General features: G+C 39.1%; 13 protein-coding genes and 1 tRNA gene. 2 read left to right on the forward strand and 12 right to left on the reverse strand.

All coding sequences use genetic code 11. The features are described from left to right. Window position 1: 1 nt before the first annotated feature. From GAVG_RS03370 to hisS, 4 genes are all read right to left on the reverse strand, one after another. Entirely contained in the window at window positions 2-874 is an 873-nt protein-coding gene (locus GAVG_RS03370; protein WP_004111610.1) for a glutamate ABC transporter substrate-binding protein, read from the reverse strand. A gap of 55 nt (window positions 875-929) precedes the next feature. After that, window positions 930-1,700, reverse strand: a complete 771-nt coding sequence (locus GAVG_RS03375; RefSeq protein WP_004137994.1) for an amino acid ABC transporter ATP-binding protein — start codon at window positions 1,698-1,700, stop codon at window positions 930-932. A 216-nt stretch (window positions 1,701-1,916) separates the two neighbouring features. Continuing rightward, entirely contained in the window at window positions 1,917-3,713 is a 1,797-nt protein-coding gene (aspS, locus tag GAVG_RS03380) for an aspartate--tRNA ligase (RefSeq protein ID WP_004111605.1), read from the reverse strand. A 114-nt stretch (window positions 3,714-3,827) separates the two neighbouring features. Further along, window positions 3,828-5,228: a histidine--tRNA ligase gene (hisS, locus tag GAVG_RS03385; protein WP_004111603.1), complete on the reverse strand. Its 1,401-nt coding sequence runs from the start codon at window positions 5,226-5,228 to the stop codon at window positions 3,828-3,830. Between the two features lie 96 nt (window positions 5,229-5,324). Between hisS and GAVG_RS03390 the strand changes: the two genes are divergently transcribed. Then, on the forward strand, window positions 5,325-6,692 hold the full coding sequence (locus tag GAVG_RS03390) for a DUF349 domain-containing protein (protein ID WP_004111602.1): 1,368 nt from the start codon (window positions 5,325-5,327) through the stop codon (window positions 6,690-6,692). Window positions 6,693-6,755: 63 nt separating this feature from the next. On the opposite strand, the gene GAVG_RS03395 is transcribed toward GAVG_RS03390, so the two are convergent. The 7 genes from GAVG_RS03395 to GAVG_RS03425 form a co-directional block, all read right to left on the reverse strand. Then, on the reverse strand, window positions 6,756-7,904 hold the full coding sequence (locus GAVG_RS03395) for an Mrp/NBP35 family ATP-binding protein (protein WP_004111593.1): 1,149 nt from the start codon (window positions 7,902-7,904) through the stop codon (window positions 6,756-6,758). Window positions 7,905-7,913: 9 nt separating this feature from the next. Further along, window positions 7,914-10,796 carry an NAD-dependent DNA ligase LigA gene (gene ligA, locus GAVG_RS03400; RefSeq protein WP_009994731.1) on the reverse strand — a complete coding sequence of 961 codons (2,883 nt, stop codon included), beginning with the start codon at window positions 10,794-10,796 and terminating at the stop codon, window positions 7,914-7,916. Window positions 10,797-10,882: 86 nt separating this feature from the next. Continuing rightward, entirely contained in the window at window positions 10,883-14,182 is a 3,300-nt protein-coding gene (locus tag GAVG_RS03405) for a tetratricopeptide repeat protein (protein ID WP_009994729.1), read from the reverse strand. Between the two features lie 270 nt (window positions 14,183-14,452). Then, window positions 14,453-15,352, reverse strand: coding sequence for a LysR substrate-binding domain-containing protein (locus tag GAVG_RS03410; protein ID WP_004115065.1), 900 nt, complete (start codon window positions 15,350-15,352; stop codon window positions 14,453-14,455). Window positions 15,353-15,441: 89 nt separating this feature from the next. Next, a complete protein-coding gene (ahpF, locus tag GAVG_RS03415; RefSeq protein WP_004111570.1) occupies window positions 15,442-17,055 on the reverse strand; it encodes an alkyl hydroperoxide reductase subunit F in 1,614 nt (537 codons plus the stop codon). 75 nt (window positions 17,056-17,130) lie between these two features. Beyond that, window positions 17,131-17,694 (reverse strand): alkyl hydroperoxide reductase subunit C, encoded by a 564-nt coding sequence (ahpC, locus tag GAVG_RS03420; RefSeq protein ID WP_004115062.1) that lies wholly within the window; start codon window positions 17,692-17,694, stop codon window positions 17,131-17,133. Between the two features lie 271 nt (window positions 17,695-17,965). After that, window positions 17,966-18,041 (reverse strand) — tRNA-Gly (locus tag GAVG_RS03425). A gap of 305 nt (window positions 18,042-18,346) precedes the next feature. Between GAVG_RS03425 and adhP the strand changes: the two genes are divergently transcribed. Further along, window positions 18,347-19,357, forward strand: a complete 1,011-nt coding sequence (gene adhP, locus GAVG_RS03430; RefSeq protein ID WP_009994725.1) for an alcohol dehydrogenase AdhP — start codon at window positions 18,347-18,349, stop codon at window positions 19,355-19,357. 106 nt (window positions 19,358-19,463) lie between these two features. On the opposite strand, the gene GAVG_RS03435 is transcribed toward adhP, so the two are convergent. Further along, on the reverse strand, window positions 19,464-20,474 hold the full coding sequence (locus GAVG_RS03435) for a glycosyltransferase (RefSeq protein WP_004111565.1): 1,011 nt from the start codon (window positions 20,472-20,474) through the stop codon (window positions 19,464-19,466). Window positions 20,475-20,533: the final 59 nt, after the last annotated feature.

The following is a 20,533-nucleotide window of genomic DNA, read 5'->3' on the forward strand; positions in this document are numbered from 1 at the left end:
TTTACTCCTCCCCCTCATTTGTTACTGGCGGATTATACTTTGCGTTTGGCTTAAAACCAGTTCCGCGCATGTTATCGTCTAAAGCTCTTTTCCATGAACCATTTTTAATCATGTCTTTAAGAGCATTATTAATGCGCTTAGCTAGCTTAGTGTTTCCTTTTTTAATGCCAATGCCGTAGTGCTCTTCAGTAAATGGCTTACTAACAAGCTTTAGTCTGCCTCTAGATGCTGTAGCAAGACCAGCGAGAATAATATCGTCTGTTGTAACAGCGTCTACGATTCCAGAGAATAATGCTGTTGCACATTCTGCATAGCCAGGCTGTTGCATAAGTTGAACTTTTGAAGAGTACTTCTCTTTAATAACTATTGCAGACGTAGAACCAGTTACTGAGCATAAACGCTTTCCGTCTAAATCGTCTGGACCGCTTACTTTATGCTCGTCTTTGCGAACTAATAAATCTTGACCTGCAATAAAGTATGGTCCAGCAAAAGAAACAGTGTTTTTTCTAGCATCTGTTATAGAATATGTTGCAACAATCATATCTACATCGCCATTTTGAAGCATTGCTTCACGCTGTTTTGAAGGCGATTCCTTCCAAACAATCCTATCTTCGGAGTAACCCAACTTTTTGGCAACGTACTTTGCAACGTCTACATCAAAACCAACGTAAGTTCCAGACTTTTTAAAGCCAAGACCAGGCTGATCAAACTTAATGCCAATGCGTATTACATCGTTGCGACTATTTTTACTGCAAGCGCTAAGTGGTAGAACGCAGCACAATGCGCAAATCATAGATAAAATTGCGCGATATGTATGTCTTAATCCCAGTTTGTAACGCTTACACTTAAGCGCAATATTGTGTAAATATTTCATAACTACCTCTTAAAGATTTAAAAAATCGCTATTAATGATTTAAAAACGAGTCAAATTAATGAGTCAAAATCTTTGAAAGGAAGTCTTTTGCTCTGTCTGTCTTTGGATTTTCAAAGAACTCTTCTGGTGTATTTTGCTCAAGAATTCTGCCATCTGCCATAAACACGATTTTGTCTGCAGCTTTACGTGCAAAACCCATCTCGTGAGTAACGCAAATCATGGTCATTCCTTCTTTTGCAAGCTCAACCATAACATCAAGAACTTCGTTAACCATTTCTGGATCAAGCGCAGATGTAGGCTCATCAAAAAGCATAACCTTTGGATGCATTGCAAGCGCGCGAGCAATTGCCACTCGCTGCTGCTGACCTCCAGAAAGCTGAGAAGGCATTTTATTAGCTTGATTATCAACACCAACTCTAGCAAGAAGATCCATTGCCAAACTTTCTGCTTCTTGCTGCTCCATATGACGAACCTTAATAGGAGCAAGCGTAACGTTTTCTAGAATCGTCTTGTTTGCAAAAAGATTAAAAGACTGGAACACCATTCCTACTTCTGCACGCAATGCGGCAAGTTCTTTTCCCTCTTGAGGAAGAGGCTTACCATCAATGCGAATGTCTCCAGAGTCAATAGTTTCAAGACGATTAATCGTCCTGCACATTGTTGACTTGCCAGAACCAGAAGGTCCAATAATAACAAGCACTTCGCCTTTATTAACAGTCAAGTTAATATCTTTTAAAACGTGAAGCTTACCGTAGTGTTTTTCAACATGGCTAAGTTCCACCAACGGCTGTGCTACTTTTTTTGTGTTGTTTAATTTAGTATCCATAAAAAGGATTCTAATGTTCTTTTGTTACATGCGTTTATCGTAATAGTTACTTTTAAACGCTTATAAAGTTACGGAAAACAATAAAAATGATACCAAAATGTTAATTTTAGTTTAAAAATGCCGTTAAGTTCGGATTTCCTAATACAATCACACAACTTAACGGCATTTATTAGCAATATTTAAATTGTAAATTATTGCATTCTATTATATTTACGATTACTCGTCTTCTTCTGGATCGTAATCGACGCCAGTTTCAGCGCGCTGTTCGTCAGAAATTGGAGCAGGAGCGCCAGTTAGAGGGTCGCGTCCGCCGCCAGCCTTAGGGAAGGCGATTACGTCGCGAATCGAGCTTGCGCCTGCAAGAATTGCAGCAGTACGATCCCAGCCCAAAGCAATACCAGCGTGAGGTGGAGCACCGTACTTAAAGGCTTCAAGCAAGAAGCCGAACTTTTCTTCTGCTTCCGCTTTGTCGATTCCAAGAACATCAAGCACGCGATCTTGAATATCGTCGCGGTGAATACGAACGGATCCGCCGCCCATCTCGTTACCGTTGCACACGATATCGTAAGAATCACTCATTGCATGCTCTGGATCTTTATCGAACTTATCAATCCAATCAGCAGATGGCATTGTAAACGGATGATGCATAGAAGTCCACTTTGAGTGTCCAACAGCAACATCATCATCGTCTGGATCATCTGTGCGCTTAAACAATGGGAAGTCAACAACCCAAGTGAAAGCAAACTCATCTGGGTGAAGTAATCCTGCGCGGCTTGCAAGCTCTACACGAACTGCACCAAGCAAAAGCTGAGAAGATTCACGGCTTCCTGCTGCAAAGAATACAGCATCGCCATCTTGCGCACCAACAGCTTCCTTAAGTCCTGCACGCTCTTCTTCGCTAAGATTCTTAGCAACAGGGCCTTTGAGCTCACCATCTTCACCAAAGACTACATAAGCCAAGCCCTTAGCTCCACGCTGCTTAGCCCAATCCTGCCATGCGTCAAACTGACGACGAGGTGTATCTGCACCGCCCTTAAAGAGCACAGCGCCAACATAAGGAGCTTGGAACACGCGGAATGGAGTGTTCTTAAAGAAGTCAGTCAACTCAATAAGTGGGTTTCCAAAACGCAAATCAGGCTTGTCGGAACCGTACTTATCCATAGCTTCCTGCCAAGTGATTCGAGGCAAAGGAAGAGTAATCTCGTGACCAGCTTCCTTCCAAATAGCAGCAATAACGCGCTCTGCCATAGCCATAACATCTTCTTGGCTTGCAAAGCTCATTTCCATATCAAGCTGAGTGAACTCAGGCTGACGATCAGCACGGAAATCTTCATCACGATAGCAGCGAGCAAGCTGATAGTAGCGTTCAACGCCAGAAACCATAAGCAACTGCTTTAAAAGCTGAGGAGACTGTGGAAGAGCGTACCAAGATCCTGGAACCAAACGTGCTGGAACAACAAAGTCGCGAGCGCCTTCTGGAGTGGACTTAATAAACGTTGGTGTTTCTACTTCTGTAAAGTCCATATCTTCCAAAGCGTGACGAGCTGCCTTAGCCATATCAGAGCGAAGCTTTAGATTACGCTGCATTGATGGGCGGCGCAAATCAAGATAACGATACTTCAAACGAACATCTTCGCTAGGAAGCTTGTTTTCAGACTCGTTTTCCAATGCTGTAGAAACCTGGAATGGTAACGCATCGGACTTAGCGAGAATTGTCATTTTATTCGCAACGATTTCGATTTTTCCTGTTGCTAAATGGTCATTTTCATTGCCATCTGGACGCAGGCGAACTTCGCCAGTAACCTGAACAACAAATTCACTACGCAATGGTCGCGCAGTTTCCTCATCGTAAATAACAACCTGCACTAAACCTGTGTTGTCACGAACATCTACGAAAGCGACGCCACCGTGATCACGGCGACGATCAACCCAACCAGCAATGGTTACGTTCTGTCCGACCAAGGTCTCAGTCACTTCAACGGCATGGTGTGTGCGATACGCCGTCTGGCTCATAAGTCCACTTCCTTGTTTAAATAATTTTGTTAATTTTTGTTTTGACTTTAATAGTTTACCGCATGAATCGCGCGTTCAAATATTGCAAAATATATTCTTAAAATATAAAGCAAATTATTGAGCGCAAGAAACAGTCTGCCGGGCATAAACAGTATCTGGTTGCCAAGACGTGGCGTCTGCAGAAACTTGTTCCCCAGTAATAATATTCTTCACTTCATCATGGTTAGATTCAGAATCTGCACTATCAGCTGGGAACCACACATAAGGAATACCTAACTTATCTGCATATTTTATCTGCTTACCAAGTTTTGCTGCACTTGGAGAGACATCGGCAGCAATTCCTCTAGCACGAAGCTTTCGAGCAATCTCGTTACAAGCAGACCTATCTTCCTCATTCCAAACTGCCACCAATACTGCAGCAGGAGAAACACGGGAAACAGTGGCACCAGCTGTGTGAAGCATATAAGAAAGTAAACGCGAAAGTCCTATAGAAAGACCTACGCCTGGATACTTTTTATTACCTTGAGAAACAAGATTGTCGTAGCGTCCGCCAGAGCAGATTGATCCAAGGGATTCAGCACCATCCAAGAATGTTTCATACACAGAGCCAGTGTAATAATCCAATCCTCGCGCAATCTTCAAATCTGCCACAACAGCACCTGGACGAATTTTTGCTGCATCGTCCACAATCATTGCAAGAGTTTCAACACCTTGTGAAGCTAAAGTGTACGATTCGTTATCTTCACTGCGAGAAATATCATGCTTATCGCATAATTCATCGAAACGAGACTTCAACTCATCTCCTGTTTCAGCAGTAAGTTCAGCCAATTCTAAGCATGCAGCAGCTTGGGAGTCCGTAGCTCCGCACTCTTTTACCAAAAGCTTAGCAACTTCTTCAGCGCCAATTTTGTCGAGTTTGTCGATTTCTCGAAGAACTCCCTCAATATCGCTTAAACCAATACCTCGATAAAAACCTTCAGAAAGCTTACGATTATTGGCGTGAACAGTGGCTTTAGGTAATCCAAATTCGCGCAAACGTTCAAGTGCTTCTACCATAACAAGAGGAAGCTCTACTTCGTAGTGAGACGGCAAATCACCATTCCCCACAACATCAATATCTGCTTGAACAAATTCACGGAAGCGTCCTTCTTGCGGACGTTCGCCGCGCCAAACTTTTTGCATCTGCCAGCGTTTAAAAGGAAAAGCTAAATCGCCAGTGTGTTCAACAACATAACGACTAAGAGGAACTGTTAAATCAAAATGCAAACCTATTCGATTTTCAACAGGAGTGTCGCTTTCATGCCCCACCTCTTGCAATCTAGACAAAAGATATATTTCTTTGCTAGTTTCGCCTTTTTTTAACAGACTTGAACCCTGCTCAACAGCACGAGTTTCAATGCCTATAAAACCATTTAATTCAAATACTTCCCGCAATGTGTCCATAACACGCTGTTCAACAGCGCGCTCACTAGGAAGCCACTCTGGAAAACCAGATATTGATGAGCCTTGTACCATGTCCACTATAATAGGTTATGTTGCGGAAAAATCATGGCTTACCGTCATACTTATTCGTAACACTGTTACCGTGCATTTGCTGTAAGGAGTCGACCCGTGACCGAACAGACTAAACCTGAAGAAACTACTAAACAAACTACCCCAAAGCCGCATGCGCCGTCGCCTGCAAACTTTGCTAACAAGGCTCGCGTTGTTGCTGCGGTTCCAACTATCTCGTATAGCGACGAAGATGTTAAAACCGCTAAAACCTTTGGGCGAGTTGATGAAAATGGAAACGTTTATGTTCGTGAAGGAGCTGACGAACGCGAAGTGGGTCAGTATTCTACTGGTACTCCAGAGGATGCTTTGACTTTCTACGTACATCGTTATCTTGACTTAAAGATCAAGCTTGATCTCTTCGAAAAAAGACTTGAATCGTCTAATGTGAGACCTAAGGAAATTGATGAGACTTTAGCTACTTTAGAGGCGGATCTTAAGGAACCATCGGTAGTTGGAGACATCGCTGCTTTGAATGCTCGACACGCCGAATTGCAAGCTAAGGCTGCGTCTAAAAAAGAAGAACTTGCAAAAGCTCGCAAAGATGAATTAGATAAAGCTCTTAAAGAACGTACTGCTATTGTTGAACAGGCAGAAACGTTAGTTGCTCAAATAGGTGATTCTACAAATTGGCGCTCGCTTTCAGATAAGCTTCGTTCCCTGTTTGACAAGTGGCAGCAACATCAGCGCACTACGATTCATCTCAATAAGGCGGATGCTGACGCTTTGTGGCAGCGATTTTCTAAAGCTCGTTCTGCTTTCACTCAAGCACGCAACGCTTGGGTTAAGGAGCGTGATACTGAAAGAAATACTGCTAAAGAAATTAAGGAAGCCATTATTGCTGAAGCTGAAAGCTTGAAGGAATCAACTAAATGGCGTGAGACTTCTATGAAGTTTAATGCTTTGATGGATCGCTGGAAGAAGGCTGGAAATGCTGGTCGTCAGCACGACGATGAGTTATGGGCTAAGTTCCGTGAAGCTGCAGACACATTCTATCATGCTCGTCAAGAAGATAGAGAAAAGATGAATGCTGGTGAAAAAGAAAATCTTTCCAAGAAGGAAGCTTTGCTTGTTAAGGCAGAAGCTCTTCTTCCTGTTAAAGATGAAGAAGCAGCAAAAGCAGCTCGCAAAGCGTTGTCTGAGATTCAAGAAGAATGGGACAAGATTGGTTTTGTTCCACGCGAAGATATGCGCAGAATTGAATCCCGCTTAAATGATGTGGATAAGAAGATTAAGGCTGTTGAAGATGCTGCTTGGAAAGATGCTGACCCAGAGGCAGACGCTCGTAAGTCTAGTTTTGCTACGCAATTGAAGGCTCAGCTCGAGGAACTTGATTCTAAAATTGCAAGTGAAAAAGATGCAAAGCGTAAGGCTAAGCTTCAGGCTGAAAAAGCTACAAAAGAACAATGGTTGAATGCTATTAAGTAATTAATCATTAATCATTTAAATATGGGGTTACTTAATTTTTAAGTAACCCCATATTTAATAGTTTTATTTAACAGTTTCCATTAAAGCTTTAGCAAGTTGAATAAAGGTGTTAGATAATTGTGAATTAGCTAGGCTTCCATCCTTTTTAAAAACCGCAGGTCTGCCAGACTCTCCAATTTCTCTAATACTCGTATCTAATGGAATTTGTGCTAAAAGAGGCACATTCTTACCAAGAGCTTTACAAAGCTGGTCACTAACGCGTTTTCCGCCACCTGAACCAAAGATTTCCAAGCGCGCTCCATTATTTTCAAACCAACTCATATTTTCTACAACTCCACGCACATTAACTGGAATTTGCAACGCCATAAGACCTGCTCTAACGGCAACATCTGAAGCACTAGGCTGAGGAGTTGTAACAACCACAAGCTCCACATTAGGCAATGATTGAGCAACAGCCAGAGCCATATCTCCAGTTCCAGGCGCCAAATCTAAAAGAAGCACATCTGGGTCTGCCCACCAAACGTCGCAAAGAAACTGTTCAAGAGAACGTTGCAAGCGAGGACCACGCCACAAAATCGCACGATCTGTTCCAGCAAACATTCCAATAGAAATCAGTTTAACTCCCCAAGCTTCCACTGGCATAAGCATGCCATTCAAATTAGTAGGCTGACTTGTAACACCAAACATACGCGGTAGAGAAAATCCATAAACGTCTGCATCTATTGCTGCTGTTTTGTATCCAAGAGCCGCGAAAGTGGCTGCTAAATTGGCAGTTATGGAAGACTTTCCAACTCCCCCTTTTCCAGATGCTATAGCAAAAATTCTTGTTTTAACGCCATTTTTATTAAAAGGATTTTCTTTACGTTCCTCTTTCAAATCCGAAACAAGTTTCGCAAGCTTATCCTTACTCATAGCGCTTATATTTACGTGAGGAACAAGATTTGCATTAGGATATTTTTTTACAGCTGATTGAATTCTCTGTGTAATTACTTGTGCTAGAGGACAATCTGGAACAGTAAGTTCTATGCTTATAGTCACATCATAAGTTGGATAAGAATTATCAAAATCGCATACACTAGTGACATTTTGTTTTCCACTTACGTGTATGCCAGTTACCATATTTAGTTCAGTAACTGAACGACCTAATTCTGGATCAATAACACTTCCTAATAGATCGTAAATGCGAGTTTCGAGTTCAATAGTGCTGCTCATTTTTAACTTTTACGATTCGTTCTTAAAATCAAGTTCGTATTTGCTATCTAGAGCAGATTCAATACTGCCAGTATTAAGCAAAATCTTAAATTGATTCTCATCTAGCATAGGTATACCAAGTTCTTCTGCTTTAGTGGCTTTAGAACCAGCATTTTCTCCTACAATAACGCAATACGTCTTTTTGCTAACAGAAGAGGCTGCTTTTCCTCCCCTAGAAGAAATAGCTTCTTTAGCTGAATCTCTGGTAAAGCCTTCTAATGATCCTGTAACAACAACCGTTTTGCCACTAAGAGTCTGTTCGATACTGTCCGCATTAGAAGAGTCAGAAGATCCAACTACTCCGGCTTCATTCCATTTACGTAAAACTTCACTACGCCAATCTTGAGGATTCTTCGATTTTTCAAACCAATCGTATACAGCTTGAGCAATTTCTGGACCAACTCCATCAATTTGTGTTAAATCTTCAACAGATGCTTTAGAAATATTCTCAATTGAACCAAATCTTGCCGCTATTAGTCTTGCTGTAGGCGGACCAAGTCTACGAATAGACAAAGCCACTAGCACACGCCAAAGTGTTGCAGACTTACCCTTTTGAGCTATTTCTTCTAACATTGCTCTTGTTGTTTCGCTTGGACGAGTGTATTCAGGAACACTCACTGTTTGAAGAACATTATTTTTACGAATTTTCTTTTCAACTAACCTTATTACATAAGCGTCAGAAGGAACTTCAAATATTGGGTAATCTGGATTTAAAGATTCCTTAAGCTCATCACTGTTGGAATCATCATTGGATTTTCTTCTTGTAGCTTCTAAAGGTCTAGTCCAGAATGCAGAAACCTGTCTCCACAATCCAGATCCGCCTATTTTTTTAGTTCTTTTCTTTAATTTTCCGTCTTTTCCTAATTCTTTCCATTCTTCAACAAGAGGTATTTCTTTCCAAACTTTAATATTTCGCAAATCGGCTGCAGTAATGTTAAAAATATCCGCTTCGCTTCTTATAACAGGTTCTTGAGATTTTGGAAGATCAAACACAGATTCCGGAATAGTTGGTTGCAAAGAAGAGCCGCGCTGAATTACTATTTTGTCAATATCAGGATGATAGACCTCTGCAGTTGTAGGTCTAGAATCTTCTGGATTTGTTAAAGCTAGTGCAGAAGATTCTCCAAGATTTTCAATGTCGAATGCGTGCCTCGATGCAAGATTAATTATTCTCTCTGTTAATTGTGCTGGGCAGTTTTCTACATTTGGACAACGAATATCCTTGTCTCCCTCTTTAGCAGGTGCAAGCTTAGATCCGCATGATGGGCAATACTCTGGCATAACAAATTTGCGTAATTTGCTTTCATTCCCATCCCTATACTTTAGTACTGGACCAACTAATTCTGGTATAACATCGCCAGCTTTACGAACAACAACAGTATCGCCTATAAGAACACCTTTATGCTCAACTTCGTAAGGATTATGCAATGTTGTGCGCGATATTGTAGATCCTGCAACAGTTACTGGGTCCAAAACAGCAACAGGAGTGACTCTACCTGTTCTTCCTACTTGAACAACAATGTCTTTAAGAACAGTATTTACTTCTTCTGGAGGATACTTGTACGCAATTGCCCATCTTGGTGCTCTAGATGTAGACCCTAGTTCTCTTTGCAAAGCACGATCGTCTACTTTGACTACAATTCCGTCTAAGGCATGAATAATAGAGTTTCTATGTTCTCCATAGTATTCAATCATATCTTCTATTTGTTCAAAAGACGTAACTTTGCGAGTATAAGGAGATACGGGTATCCCCCATTTTTTATACAGCTCGTATGCGTCCGACTGATTAAACGATGTTTGCTTATGTGATTTATGCTCAGAATCATTTCTTACTGAATCTTTCCACTTTAAATCACCTAATCCATGCGCTATAAAGCTTAATCTTCTTGTTGCAGTGATTCTAGGATCCTTTTGTCTTAAAGACCCTGCAGCAGCGTTTCTTGGATTAGCAAAAGCAGGCTTTCCTAAATCTTCTTGCTCAATATTCAGCTTTCTAAAATCCGCCCATTTCATAAAAACTTCACCACGAATTTCCACAAATTCTGGAATATCGTCTGAATTTTCGCATTTAAGCTGAGTCGGTATTTCTTCGATTGTTCTTACATTCAGAGATATGTCTTCTCCAGTAACGCCATCTCCTCGAGTTAGCCCTTGTTCCAAAGTTCCATTTCTGTATATGAGATTTAACGCAAGTCCATCAATTTTTACTTCGCATGTCATTGGCAATGGCTTATTTTGAGGCCATTTTAAATCACGAATAATGCTATCGTACCAAGATTTTAGCTCTTCTAATGAGAATACATCGTCTAAACTCATCATTCTTGATGGATGTTTAACTGACGCAAAATCGTTCGAAAAAGTTCCACCAACTCTATGTGTTGGTGATTGAGGCGTATCTAATATTGGGAATGTAGATTCTAGTGAGCTTAAAACTCGCATTCTTGTGTCATAAGCAGCGTCAGAACTACTTGGTGAATCATCAACATAATAAGCTATCTGATCTGATTGAGCCCAAGCAGCTAATTTTGCCCATAATCTAGCAGCTTGCTCGCTTGTTAAAAGTGAAGGTTCTAGCTTAGATAATGCAATAGCGTCTACATCTGTTGGCTCTAATTTAGAAATCCAATCATTAAAATCTGTAGTTGAACTAAACTCGTGTGATGTGTTAGATGTATTGTTCTCGCCTGGCTCATGAACATTTTGGTTTTGATTATCGACTTTGCTGATGCTTGAAGATAATGAATCGTTGTTAACACTTGATTTATCAGTATTTAGCGAATCATCAAAATCGTCGAAAAGAGATAATTGTTCTCCAACTGCGTGTGACGACTTATCGCTATTAGACGCAATCATAAGCTTTCCCTTCAAAACCTTTTCATTATCCTATCTACCAGACAGGAGTCAATAACTGATTATAATTACTATTTAATAAGAGTTGTTTATGAGTTAAGCGAGCGCAAAAACTGCATTTGAACAACGTTATCTGATGAATTGTTGCTGAACAGCATTCTTGCTCTTGCGACGGAAAGCGTTCGTGCAATAACAAACATTCCCTCGTTTACTGTTATTTTTGCGGCTTCATCTATAATCTCATAAGCTTCAACATCTGGCCATTTTGGAACATTGTTTATTTTTAAAACTTCTTCTACTTGAGACATATCATTAGGAGCTGGAATGCACTGTGACTGCATACGGCTCAGTAATTCATCAAGCTCTATTTCAATAGACTCAATTTTTCCAGAAGATAAATTGTCTGCCATTTTATATGCTGCTACAGCAAGAGGGAAATTATCTTGCATCCACTCTGCGTAAGCAAGTCTGTAATATATAAAAGCGGCGTCTTCTCTATCAAAGCATACTGGTAATGCGTTTAGACACACTGCTTCTACAGAAGTCCAATCTTCTTTCTCTGTAAGCTGTGAAGCTAACTTGAGATGAGAAATAACATATGTTGGAGCGTATGAAACCATTGTGTTTAAGTGTTTTAGTGCATCCTCATGCCTGCTGAGTTGAGTTAGTAAGTCTGCTAACTCCATATACGCGTAAAAAAGACCATCTGGTATAAGTATCATACGTTCATTTTGGGTTGCAAATATTCGATTGTATACAACTCGCTCTGCGTAGGAATTAAAGTATCTTGGTACAACATCGTTGAAGGAAAACATGGAATCGAAATGTTTTACTGCATTTTCGTATTCTTCGATGGCATTTTCCAAGTCTCCACTCATAAATTGCTCATGAGCATGAAGTCTCATATTATAAATATCTTTTGAAACTTTAAAAGATATTTCGGGTATTTCTTTTTCGTCTATTAAAGCGCTTGTTATAAGATTTGCTTTCTCATTTAATTCTGGATCGTCAATACTTTCCACAATATCCATTGCCATACGAGCTTTTTCTGCATTAGATATCATTACTTCTGACGATATGTGATGAAAATCCGCAACAGCCTGTTGTAATAAATCTTCTCTTTGAATTGAAAGACCTTTAGAGTTGGTAGTACCTAATGTTTTTTGAGATTTGATGTCAAAAATTACATCTGAAAACTCAGGTTCTTCCTGTGCTCCATGAGGAGAAAAACAACTATCTCTCAGATCAAAGCTTGGTTCAATCGGGTTTAATGCGCCTTCTTCATCTATTTTCATATTTGCGTTAAATTTTTTGTATGCGCCAAGAGGATTATTCAACCCATTTGCACGAATATGTTTTATAAAAGATTCGCGATTGAATGTGACTGTCAATAAAGACTTTACAGTTGGGTATTTGCTAAAAGCATCCATAGGATCAGGTTCAATAGGATCTGATCCAATATCGTTCGTATTGCTATCACTAATCTCAGTATCACTGTAGCTATCACTAGAATTTATCGATTTGCTACCAGTGGCTTTATTACTACTATCAGGCACAGTCACTTCATCTTCGTGAAGAATAGTATGATTAGTGAAGTTTTGTAAATCTTGCACATTCGCTAGTCCGTTATTAACATCTCCATGAATATCTCCATCTTTAGGATCGCCTTTAGAACGAGCTGCCTCACGATTCATATTATTCAAAGCATTAATTGTTTGATTTAGGATTTTACTCATAGCATCATCTTGAGCAGCAACCATTTCTTCTAAGCCTATTGAATCTAATCTTATAGATACATTCTGTACTTCTTCACTTGCTCCAAATGCAAGGGTTGCCATGATTATTCCAAGTCGAAGATTGTAATCAGTTGTCATACGAGACTTATCTGCATTAGTTAAAGTAATCCATTTTTGGTTAGCAGAATCAAATCTTCTAGTAGGCATCATCGAACTGCCAGTTGCCATAAATGCTAATGCAACATTACCGTCTTCTAGATTAGAGCGAAAATCAGTATCAAACCTAAATGGTAAATAAAGACTTCTAATTAATCCAGATAATCTTTGCCTATAAGACCATTCGCAATTAGAAGATCCATCTGACTTGTAAATATAAAGGTCGTTAGATTTTTTTGCAGTATTCCACAAGTGCATTAATGGGCGAATATTGTCGTCTTGTAAAGGATTACCAAAACTATTCATATCCAATTCGCCGTTAGCACAAAACGCTGGATCTTCTATAAACGATAAATCTATTTCAGATATTTGACCAAAGTTTACAGAATTTTCCGTTAAATTACCGCCATTAGCGCAATTTTCTTCTAAACAACTACTAATGGACTGGAAACGGTTAATAGCACCTTCTATTCGCAATACTTTCAACGCAGCTTTTGCTTCTAAAGAATCATCCCATACTAGGAAATTAGCGTCTGAAACTTGCGACTTTTGCAAATGTAAGCGTTCTGCTCCATGAACAGCTTCAAGCGGACCACTATGTTCTAAAGCGCCAGAATCTAACATAAGATAAGCAAAATATTTTTCCATTGACGAAACACGCAAACCTGCTTTTTCCGCCACTTTTGAATCCATAATGCTTCTTCTAATAGCTCCAAGAGGGGCTTCCTTTGTAAGACGCCTAAAAATATTGCCAGATCCGAAACCGCTAAACGCTCTAGTTATATCTGGAATAAAGAACGATGCAAAGAAAGATGTTGAAATAGCATCGCAGTATGAAAGATTGCAACGGAGTCTGTCAGGAAGCAAAACTCTAGTTTCTTCAAGAGTATATGCTTCTTTTTTGTCATTAACTTTACGAATCCAAGATGATACCCATTGCATGCCTTCATCTTGTGATAGCTGAACAACTACATCTCCTCTTATAACAACTAAATCAGATTCACGATTATTTTTATTGATTGAATTTACTTTTTTACGCGCATGACTCGCATGAGTAATTTTCCTATCATCAACACCATAGAAACGTAACGAATCTTTAAGAGTCATAGAATTTTGTTCTACAAAAGATAACTCTGGTATTCTTTCCATCGTATCTTCAATAGAAATGTCATGTCCTGTATAAACACGACCTTCAAAATCTGCAACAGCAAGCTGACGAAAACGTTTGCAATCATCATTGAATAATCCAATAGCTATACCATGTTTTTTCCCAGAAAGTTTAATCCAACCTAACTTTACGTTTTTTGGCATCATTGGAAAATCTTTAAAAATATGCTTTTTAGAAAATATCCTAACTGGAATAGATTCTCTATTTTCCCACAATGTTTTAATGGTTTCCTGCACAATCTGCATACTATCATCTGCAATATCTGAGCGATTTTTTTCACTACTTTCGGCAGAATCTATTTTCTTGCTAGATTGCACTTCGTCTTGCATATTCCTCGTTCTTTCGTTTTAAAGCCAACTACTATTTTCGTAAAACCCGTAAAACTAAATATTTAAGTGATTTCCATACGTGTTGCATTTATTCTTACTCAAACATTTTAAGTATAGCTGATTATCGGTTCGAAAAACACAATTAGAAGTAGAATATGTTTTAACTCTTTTAGAACAAAATCAAATTATATTTCATTTCAATCTTGTTTTAATCTAACATGTGAATGCTTTAATTGCTTTTAAAGTTTAAAAATATAAATTTTATTAACTTCACTTATGCAAATTCACGCATGCACCAGAAATAATCTTAGCTAAACCGTCCATAATTTGATCCACTGGAGAAGCTGCTCTCCAGTTTAAATACAGCGAACGATATGGTTTTGGATCTTTAAACTCGCGAATTGTTAATCCTGATGGCTGAACAATTGGAGGAAGAATAGAAAGACGCGGAAGCAAAGTCACATCTTTACTTCCAACAACCATGTATCGTAAGGTTTCCAAAGACGTAGCATAAAATTCAGACTGTTTTGCACCAACTTTTTGACATACATCTATCATGCTTCTACGCATGCAATGACCATCTTCTAAAAGTAGCACTTTTTGGCTAGACAATTGCGAAACATCAATCGGAGTTTTTTCATGACCAAACTGCGAATTTGTAGAAGCAGCCAATAAAAAGTCCTCGTCAAAAATATGTTTTACTTTCAAAGAAGATTCATTTAATTGCTCGCTTAATATTGCGCCATCAATCTGACCACTATGCAACATTTCTACAAGGCTAGCAGACTTTTCTTCAACAAATCGAATATTAAAATTCGGCTTAACTTTACGCAAAACTGGCATTATTCTTGGCAAAAGATAAGGGCATAATGTTGGAAAAACGCCTAAAACTATAGTAGATGACCATGGGTCTTCTAATCGCCTTGCTGCTTGATAAATACTTGAAACGTCGGCATGAATACGCTTTGCATAATACACGACTTCTCTGCCTGCTGGAGTTAGAATTTGCTTTCCAGGAGTTCTTTCAATAAGACAAACTCCAAGCAAATCTTCTAACTTTTTAATTTGCGTAGACAACGTTGGTTGAGAAACGTGCATACGTTCAGCTGCTTTTGTAAAACTTTCCTCTTTTGCAAAAGCAATTAAGTATTCAAGTGATTTAATGTTCACGTAATCATCTTTCTTATTAAAAGTAGTAAGAATATAATATATATAAATTTTAAGTATCAAAAGCTTATGCGTTAAAAGTTAATCTAGTTTTACACATTTCTAATTAGATAGTCGAATGCACTAAGAGCCGCGTTTGCTCCAGATCCATATGCTGTAACAATTTGCTTATAAGGCTCATCTGTGCAATCGCCAGCAGCAAAAATGCCATGAACACTCGTGCACCCTTTTCTATCTGTTACTATTTCCGAACGATTATTTAAGCTTAGTTTGTTTGAAATCCATTTAGTATTTGGCATTAAACCAATTTGAACAAACACGCCGTCTGTGTGCAAAATTTTCTCACTATTTTCACCATTATTAGCATTGCGATCTTTATAACGTACTGCAATAACCTTTGTTCCGTCTCCTTCTATAGAACTAAGAGCAGCACCTATTATTACAGTAGTATTAGAAAGATTATTTAGAGCATTAACTAATATTTGATCTGCTTTAAGCGTGTTCATATACTCGATTAGAGTAACGTGATTTGCAACACCTGCTAAGTCTATTGCAGCTTCGACTCCAGAATTTCCTCCGCCAACAACTACAACATTCTTATTTTTAAATAATGGACCATCGCAATGCGGACAGAACGACACTCCCTTGTTTCTATATTCGTCTTCCCCAGGAATGCCAAGTGTTCTCCATGTAGCGCCTGTTGCAATAATCACTGCTTTAGCTTTTAAGCTTCCGCCAGATTTAGTACTAATTGTGTGCAATCCGTAAGATTCTTCAGCAATATCTAAAGATGTAGCCCAATCGGGAGTAAATACGTCAATGTCATATTGAGCAATGTGGTTTGTTAAATCGTTAGCAAGCTTTGCGCCTGTTGTGTGCGTTTGCGAAATATGATTTTCAATGCTTTCTGTTTCAACAACTTGACCGCCTCTGTGGTCCATAATCATTGCTGTTTTAAGGCCTTTTCTAGCTGTGTAAATCGCTGCGGCGCTTGCAGCAGGGCCTCCACCTACAAGAATAACGTCGTACGGATTTTTGGCGTTCATTTTTTGTGCTAGTGAAGAATCGCCAGAAACCTTAGAATTGCTTGAATCGCTATTTTCCTCTTGACTTAAAAGAATCGCAACTAATTCGTCTATAGATGATCTTCCAGAAGAAATCATCTTTCCGTTTTCAAAAACTGCAGGAACACTCATTACGCCAAGAGAATCTACCTCGTCTTTAAAAGCGCTCCCTTCTACAGCAATATGTTTTACTTTAGGATTAATAATCGAAATTGTATTAAGCGATTGAACAACCTCTGGGCAATTAATGCAAGTAACAGACATGTATGTTGTAACTTCATGACTTCCAATGCTCAAAATTGCTTTGCGCTGACCATCGCTTATTTTGGGAGCGTAACCGCTTACTTGCAAAATCGCTAAAACTAAAGAGCTAAACTCGTGTCCAAGAGGTAAACCAGCAAAGCTTACAGACACATTAGTTTGTGGATTAAGTACTGCGAAACTTGGTTTGCGATTTACGCGACTTTTATCACCTTCTATAACAGTGATTTTGCTGCTTTGATCTGCTACTTCATTTAAAAGCTCAATAACTTTTTGAGAATTTTTACTACTATCAACATATGCAACAAGATTAATAGGATTAACCATTTTTGTTAGTAATCCAGCAAGTTGAGTAGTTAAGTTTGAATCCAATAAAGACATTATTTTCACTTTCTATTCTTAAGTAGCAGATCTTTAGCAGTAAATTAATTATTAGAAAATCAGACTTTTAAAAAATCAGATCTTCCCAACCAAGTCAATAGATGGAGCAAGTGTTTCTTCTCCCTGCTCCCACTTTGCTGGACATACTTCTCCTGGATGGGCTGCAATAAATTGAGCAGCTTTAACTTTGCGAAGCATCTCATCTGCATTTCTGCCGATTCCATCTGCTGTCATCTCGTAGAATTGAATATTTCCTTGAGGATCAACCAAGAATGTTGCGCGATGAGCTAAACCAGATTCCTCATTCAAAGCATTAAAGTTTTTAGAGAGCGCGCCGTTTGGATCTCCAAGCATTGTGTATTTTACTTTTGCAATAGCTTTAGAGTCATCGTGCCAAGCTTTGTGAACAAAATGAGTGTCTGTTGAAACAGAATAAACTTCTACGCCTAATTTTTGAAGATCTTCGTAGTGATTTGCAAGATCTTCAAGCTCTGTTGGGCACACAAACGAAAAGTCTGCTGGATAGAAGAAGAATATAGCCCACTTTCCAAGAACATCATTATCGCTTACTTCTACAAATTCACCATTTTTATATCCGTTTACTTTAAACGGAAGAATATGCGTACCAATAAGGCTCATAACAACTCCAATCTCTAATTGTTTATTTAAAAAATTTTCATTTTTTGCAATTAGCAATATTTTGACCTATTTGCTAAATCTAATTATTTAGAATCAGAATTCAGCATTAAAGTCATGATAGATTATTTATATCAAAAAGACTATATGTATAGACAACATCTATAGCGCTAGATATTGTATGTCAATAACTATTTAATAAATTTATATTTTCATAAAACAAAGATGACTAAAACAAACTAAAAAAATATGACAAAAGCAGAAGAAAAAAAAATGGAGCGGACAACGGGACTCGAACCCGCGGTCTCAACCTTGGCAAGGTTGCGCTTTACCAACTAAGCTATGTCCGCAAACAAAATGTCATAATAGCCTGATTTCTTTTTAAATGCAAGTTATGAGTAAAAATAAAAATTTATAGTGATTTTTCTGCAATATACATGCAATTTTACGGAGTGTTGAATAAAAGAAAAATATTGATTACGATAATTATTATCATTAAGCCAGAAATTTTTATAAAATTTTTCTTAAAATGTGATTTTTATCATGAAAAATCGTAAAAATAATGTAGAATAAAAGATAGCTTTTGCCAAACAGGTAAAAGAAAACTGAAAAGGTAATGTTTTTCAAAAATGAAGCATAGAACAAGGAGGTTTCTATGAAGGCTATTGTTGCAACCAAAGATAAGAAGGCTCAGGTTGTAGAGAAGGAACTCCGCCCATTGGAATTTGGTGAGGCCTTACTCGATATGGAGTGCTGCGGCGTATGCCACACCGATCTTCACGTTAAGAACCAAGATTTTGGCGATAAAACAGGCGTGGTTCTTGGACACGAAGGTATTGGTATTGTTAAGGAAGTTGGCCCTGGTGTTACAACATTAAAGCCAGGCGACCGTGCATCTGTAGCATGGTTCTTCAAGGGTTGCGGACATTGCGAATATTGCACCACGGGCAGAGAAACACTTTGCCGTAGCGTTTTGAACGCAGGATACACTGCAGATGGTGGCATGTCTCAAGAGTGCATCGTCGCAGCAGACTACGCAGTAAAGGTCCCAGAAGGCTTGGATCCAGCTCCTGCAAGCTCCATCACTTGCGCTGGCGTTACAACCTACAAGGCTATTAAGGAATCTGGCGTACATCCAGGCGAATGGCTTATTTTATTCGGTCTTGGCGGTCTTGGTAATCTTGCGTTGCAATATGCAAAGAACGTATTTGGTGCGCACGTAATCGCAGTAGATGTTAACGATGCTCAGCTTGAATTTGCTAAGGAATATGGCGCAGATTTGTGCGTGAACCCACTTAAGGAAAATGTTCCTGAATTTGCTATGAAGAAGGTAGGCGGCGCTCATGGCGCTGTCGTAACCGCTGTAAGCAAGGCTGCTTTTAACAGCGCAGTTGACTCTGTGCGAGCAGGCGGCACTGTTGCAGCCGTTGGTCTTCCACCAGAAGACATGGAACTTAGCATTCCTCGCCTTGTTCTTGACGGAATCCGTTTGGTTGGATCCCTTGTTGGAACTCGTAAGGATTTGGAAGAAGCGTTCCAGTTTGGTGCTGAAGGCAAAGTTGTTCCACAGTGCCATATGCGCAAGATGGAAGACATTAACGACATCTTCGACGAGATGCTCAGCGGTAAGATTCGTGGTCGAATGGTAATCGACCTCTCCCACTGAAAAAGAGATAAAATAAAAAAACTAAAAGCCACTTAGCAAATGCTAGGTGGCTTTTAGTTTATGTTTTAAGATGCTTTAAGATGTTTTAAGACTTAATTTTTGTACACTATTTCAACGGAGGCATTGGCTTCCAATTAGGATCATGCAAAATTTTTCTGCTTGCAATCCAACCAGTAAAAAGCTTTTTAACACCACTTAAAATATGCTCACGATCTACAGCAACAAGCCTAATAAACTCTTTTGCAGCAGTTAATGCCGTTCCAAGAGCAAACATAAATGGTCGATAATCGCCATGAATCATAAAGTATCGCGCCATAAAACCACGATTTCGCATAATATGGTAACGATTCATGTCAGAAGTAGAATTTAGTTGACGAACGCCAGCAATATCCCAATTAGGAATATTACGAGTTCTACGAAGAATAACATCTTTTACAACAATCGGATTCGTAACTTTGCTAGCAAGGTATCCGTAAGTTGTGTCATCCCAATAAATAAAATAATGCGGATCTGGCAAACCGATTTTCTCTACAATATTGCGCTTAAACAATCCGCCTTCAAAGCACATAGTGTTCATAACGCGATACCCAGATGGTCCAAATGCTGCTGGAGCAATTGGATTAGGGATTCCAAGAGAAACAATAAATTTATATTGCCAATAAAAATCGCCACCGTCGTAGTCTAAACGGCTGCCTTGAATCACATCGTGGCTTTTAGTCCACTTTGAAAGACGTTCAATAGATTCTGGAACAGTTTCAACATCATCGTCCATAACCCAGAACCACTGCGCGCCAAGTTCATACGCTTTTTTAACACCAGCACTAAAACCGCCAGCTCCCCCAAGATTGCTGCTTTGAGGCGCGTAAACAACGCGGTTTGAATCGCCAAAATTATCCACGCTAGCAGAACCCCAGCGACGTGTAAGAACATCATCTAAATCTTGCACCATATCACGAGTTTTTTCACTCTTCTCATTGTCTACAACAACAATCCTCCATGGGCATTGATTTAATCGTTCAAAAGATTTAAACAGATTTTCAAGCAACTCCTGACGCTTATAAGTAACTACAACAACAGCAAGCTTATCAATAGTATTATCATTTATAACTTCGCTCATATTTTTAATATTACACTAGCATTGCCATCAATATTATTAATAAAATTCAAATTTTTTAG

The sequence above is a fragment of the Gardnerella vaginalis ATCC 14018 = JCM 11026 genome, from assembly GCF_001042655.1.
GTDB classification, from domain to species: Bacteria; Actinomycetota; Actinomycetes; order Actinomycetales; family Bifidobacteriaceae; genus Bifidobacterium; species Bifidobacterium vaginale.

What these genes read in the sequence shown, in the direction of transcription:
- GAVG_RS03435 (WP_004111565.1), bottom strand. Translation starts at nt 20,474, where the DNA reads ATGAGCGAAGTTATAAATGATAATACTATTGATAAGCTTGCTGTTGTT.
- GAVG_RS03395 (WP_004111593.1), bottom strand. Translation starts at nt 7,904, where the DNA reads ATGAGCAGCACTATTGAACTCGAAACTCGCATTTACGATCTATTAGGA.
- aspS (WP_004111605.1), bottom strand. Translation starts at nt 3,713, where the DNA reads ATGAGCCAGACGGCGTATCGCACACACCATGCCGTTGAAGTGACTGAG.
- adhP (WP_009994725.1), top strand. Translation starts at nt 18,347, where the DNA reads ATGAAGGCTATTGTTGCAACCAAAGATAAGAAGGCTCAGGTTGTAGAG.
- GAVG_RS03405 (WP_009994729.1), bottom strand. Translation starts at nt 14,182, where the DNA reads ATGCAAGACGAAGTGCAATCTAGCAAGAAAATAGATTCTGCCGAAAGT.
- hisS (WP_004111603.1), bottom strand. Translation starts at nt 5,228, where the DNA reads ATGGTACAAGGCTCATCAATATCTGGTTTTCCAGAGTGGCTTCCTAGT.
- GAVG_RS03370 (WP_004111610.1), bottom strand. Translation starts at nt 874, where the DNA reads ATGAAATATTTACACAATATTGCGCTTAAGTGTAAGCGTTACAAACTG.
- ligA (WP_009994731.1), bottom strand. Translation starts at nt 10,796, where the DNA reads ATGATTGCGTCTAATAGCGATAAGTCGTCACACGCAGTTGGAGAACAA.
- ahpF (WP_004111570.1), bottom strand. Translation starts at nt 17,055, where the DNA reads ATGTCTTTATTGGATTCAAACTTAACTACTCAACTTGCTGGATTACTA.
- GAVG_RS03375 (WP_004137994.1), bottom strand. Translation starts at nt 1,700, where the DNA reads ATGGATACTAAATTAAACAACACAAAAAAAGTAGCACAGCCGTTGGTG.
- ahpC (WP_004115062.1), bottom strand. Translation starts at nt 17,694, where the DNA reads ATGAGCCTTATTGGTACGCATATTCTTCCGTTTAAAGTAAACGGATAT.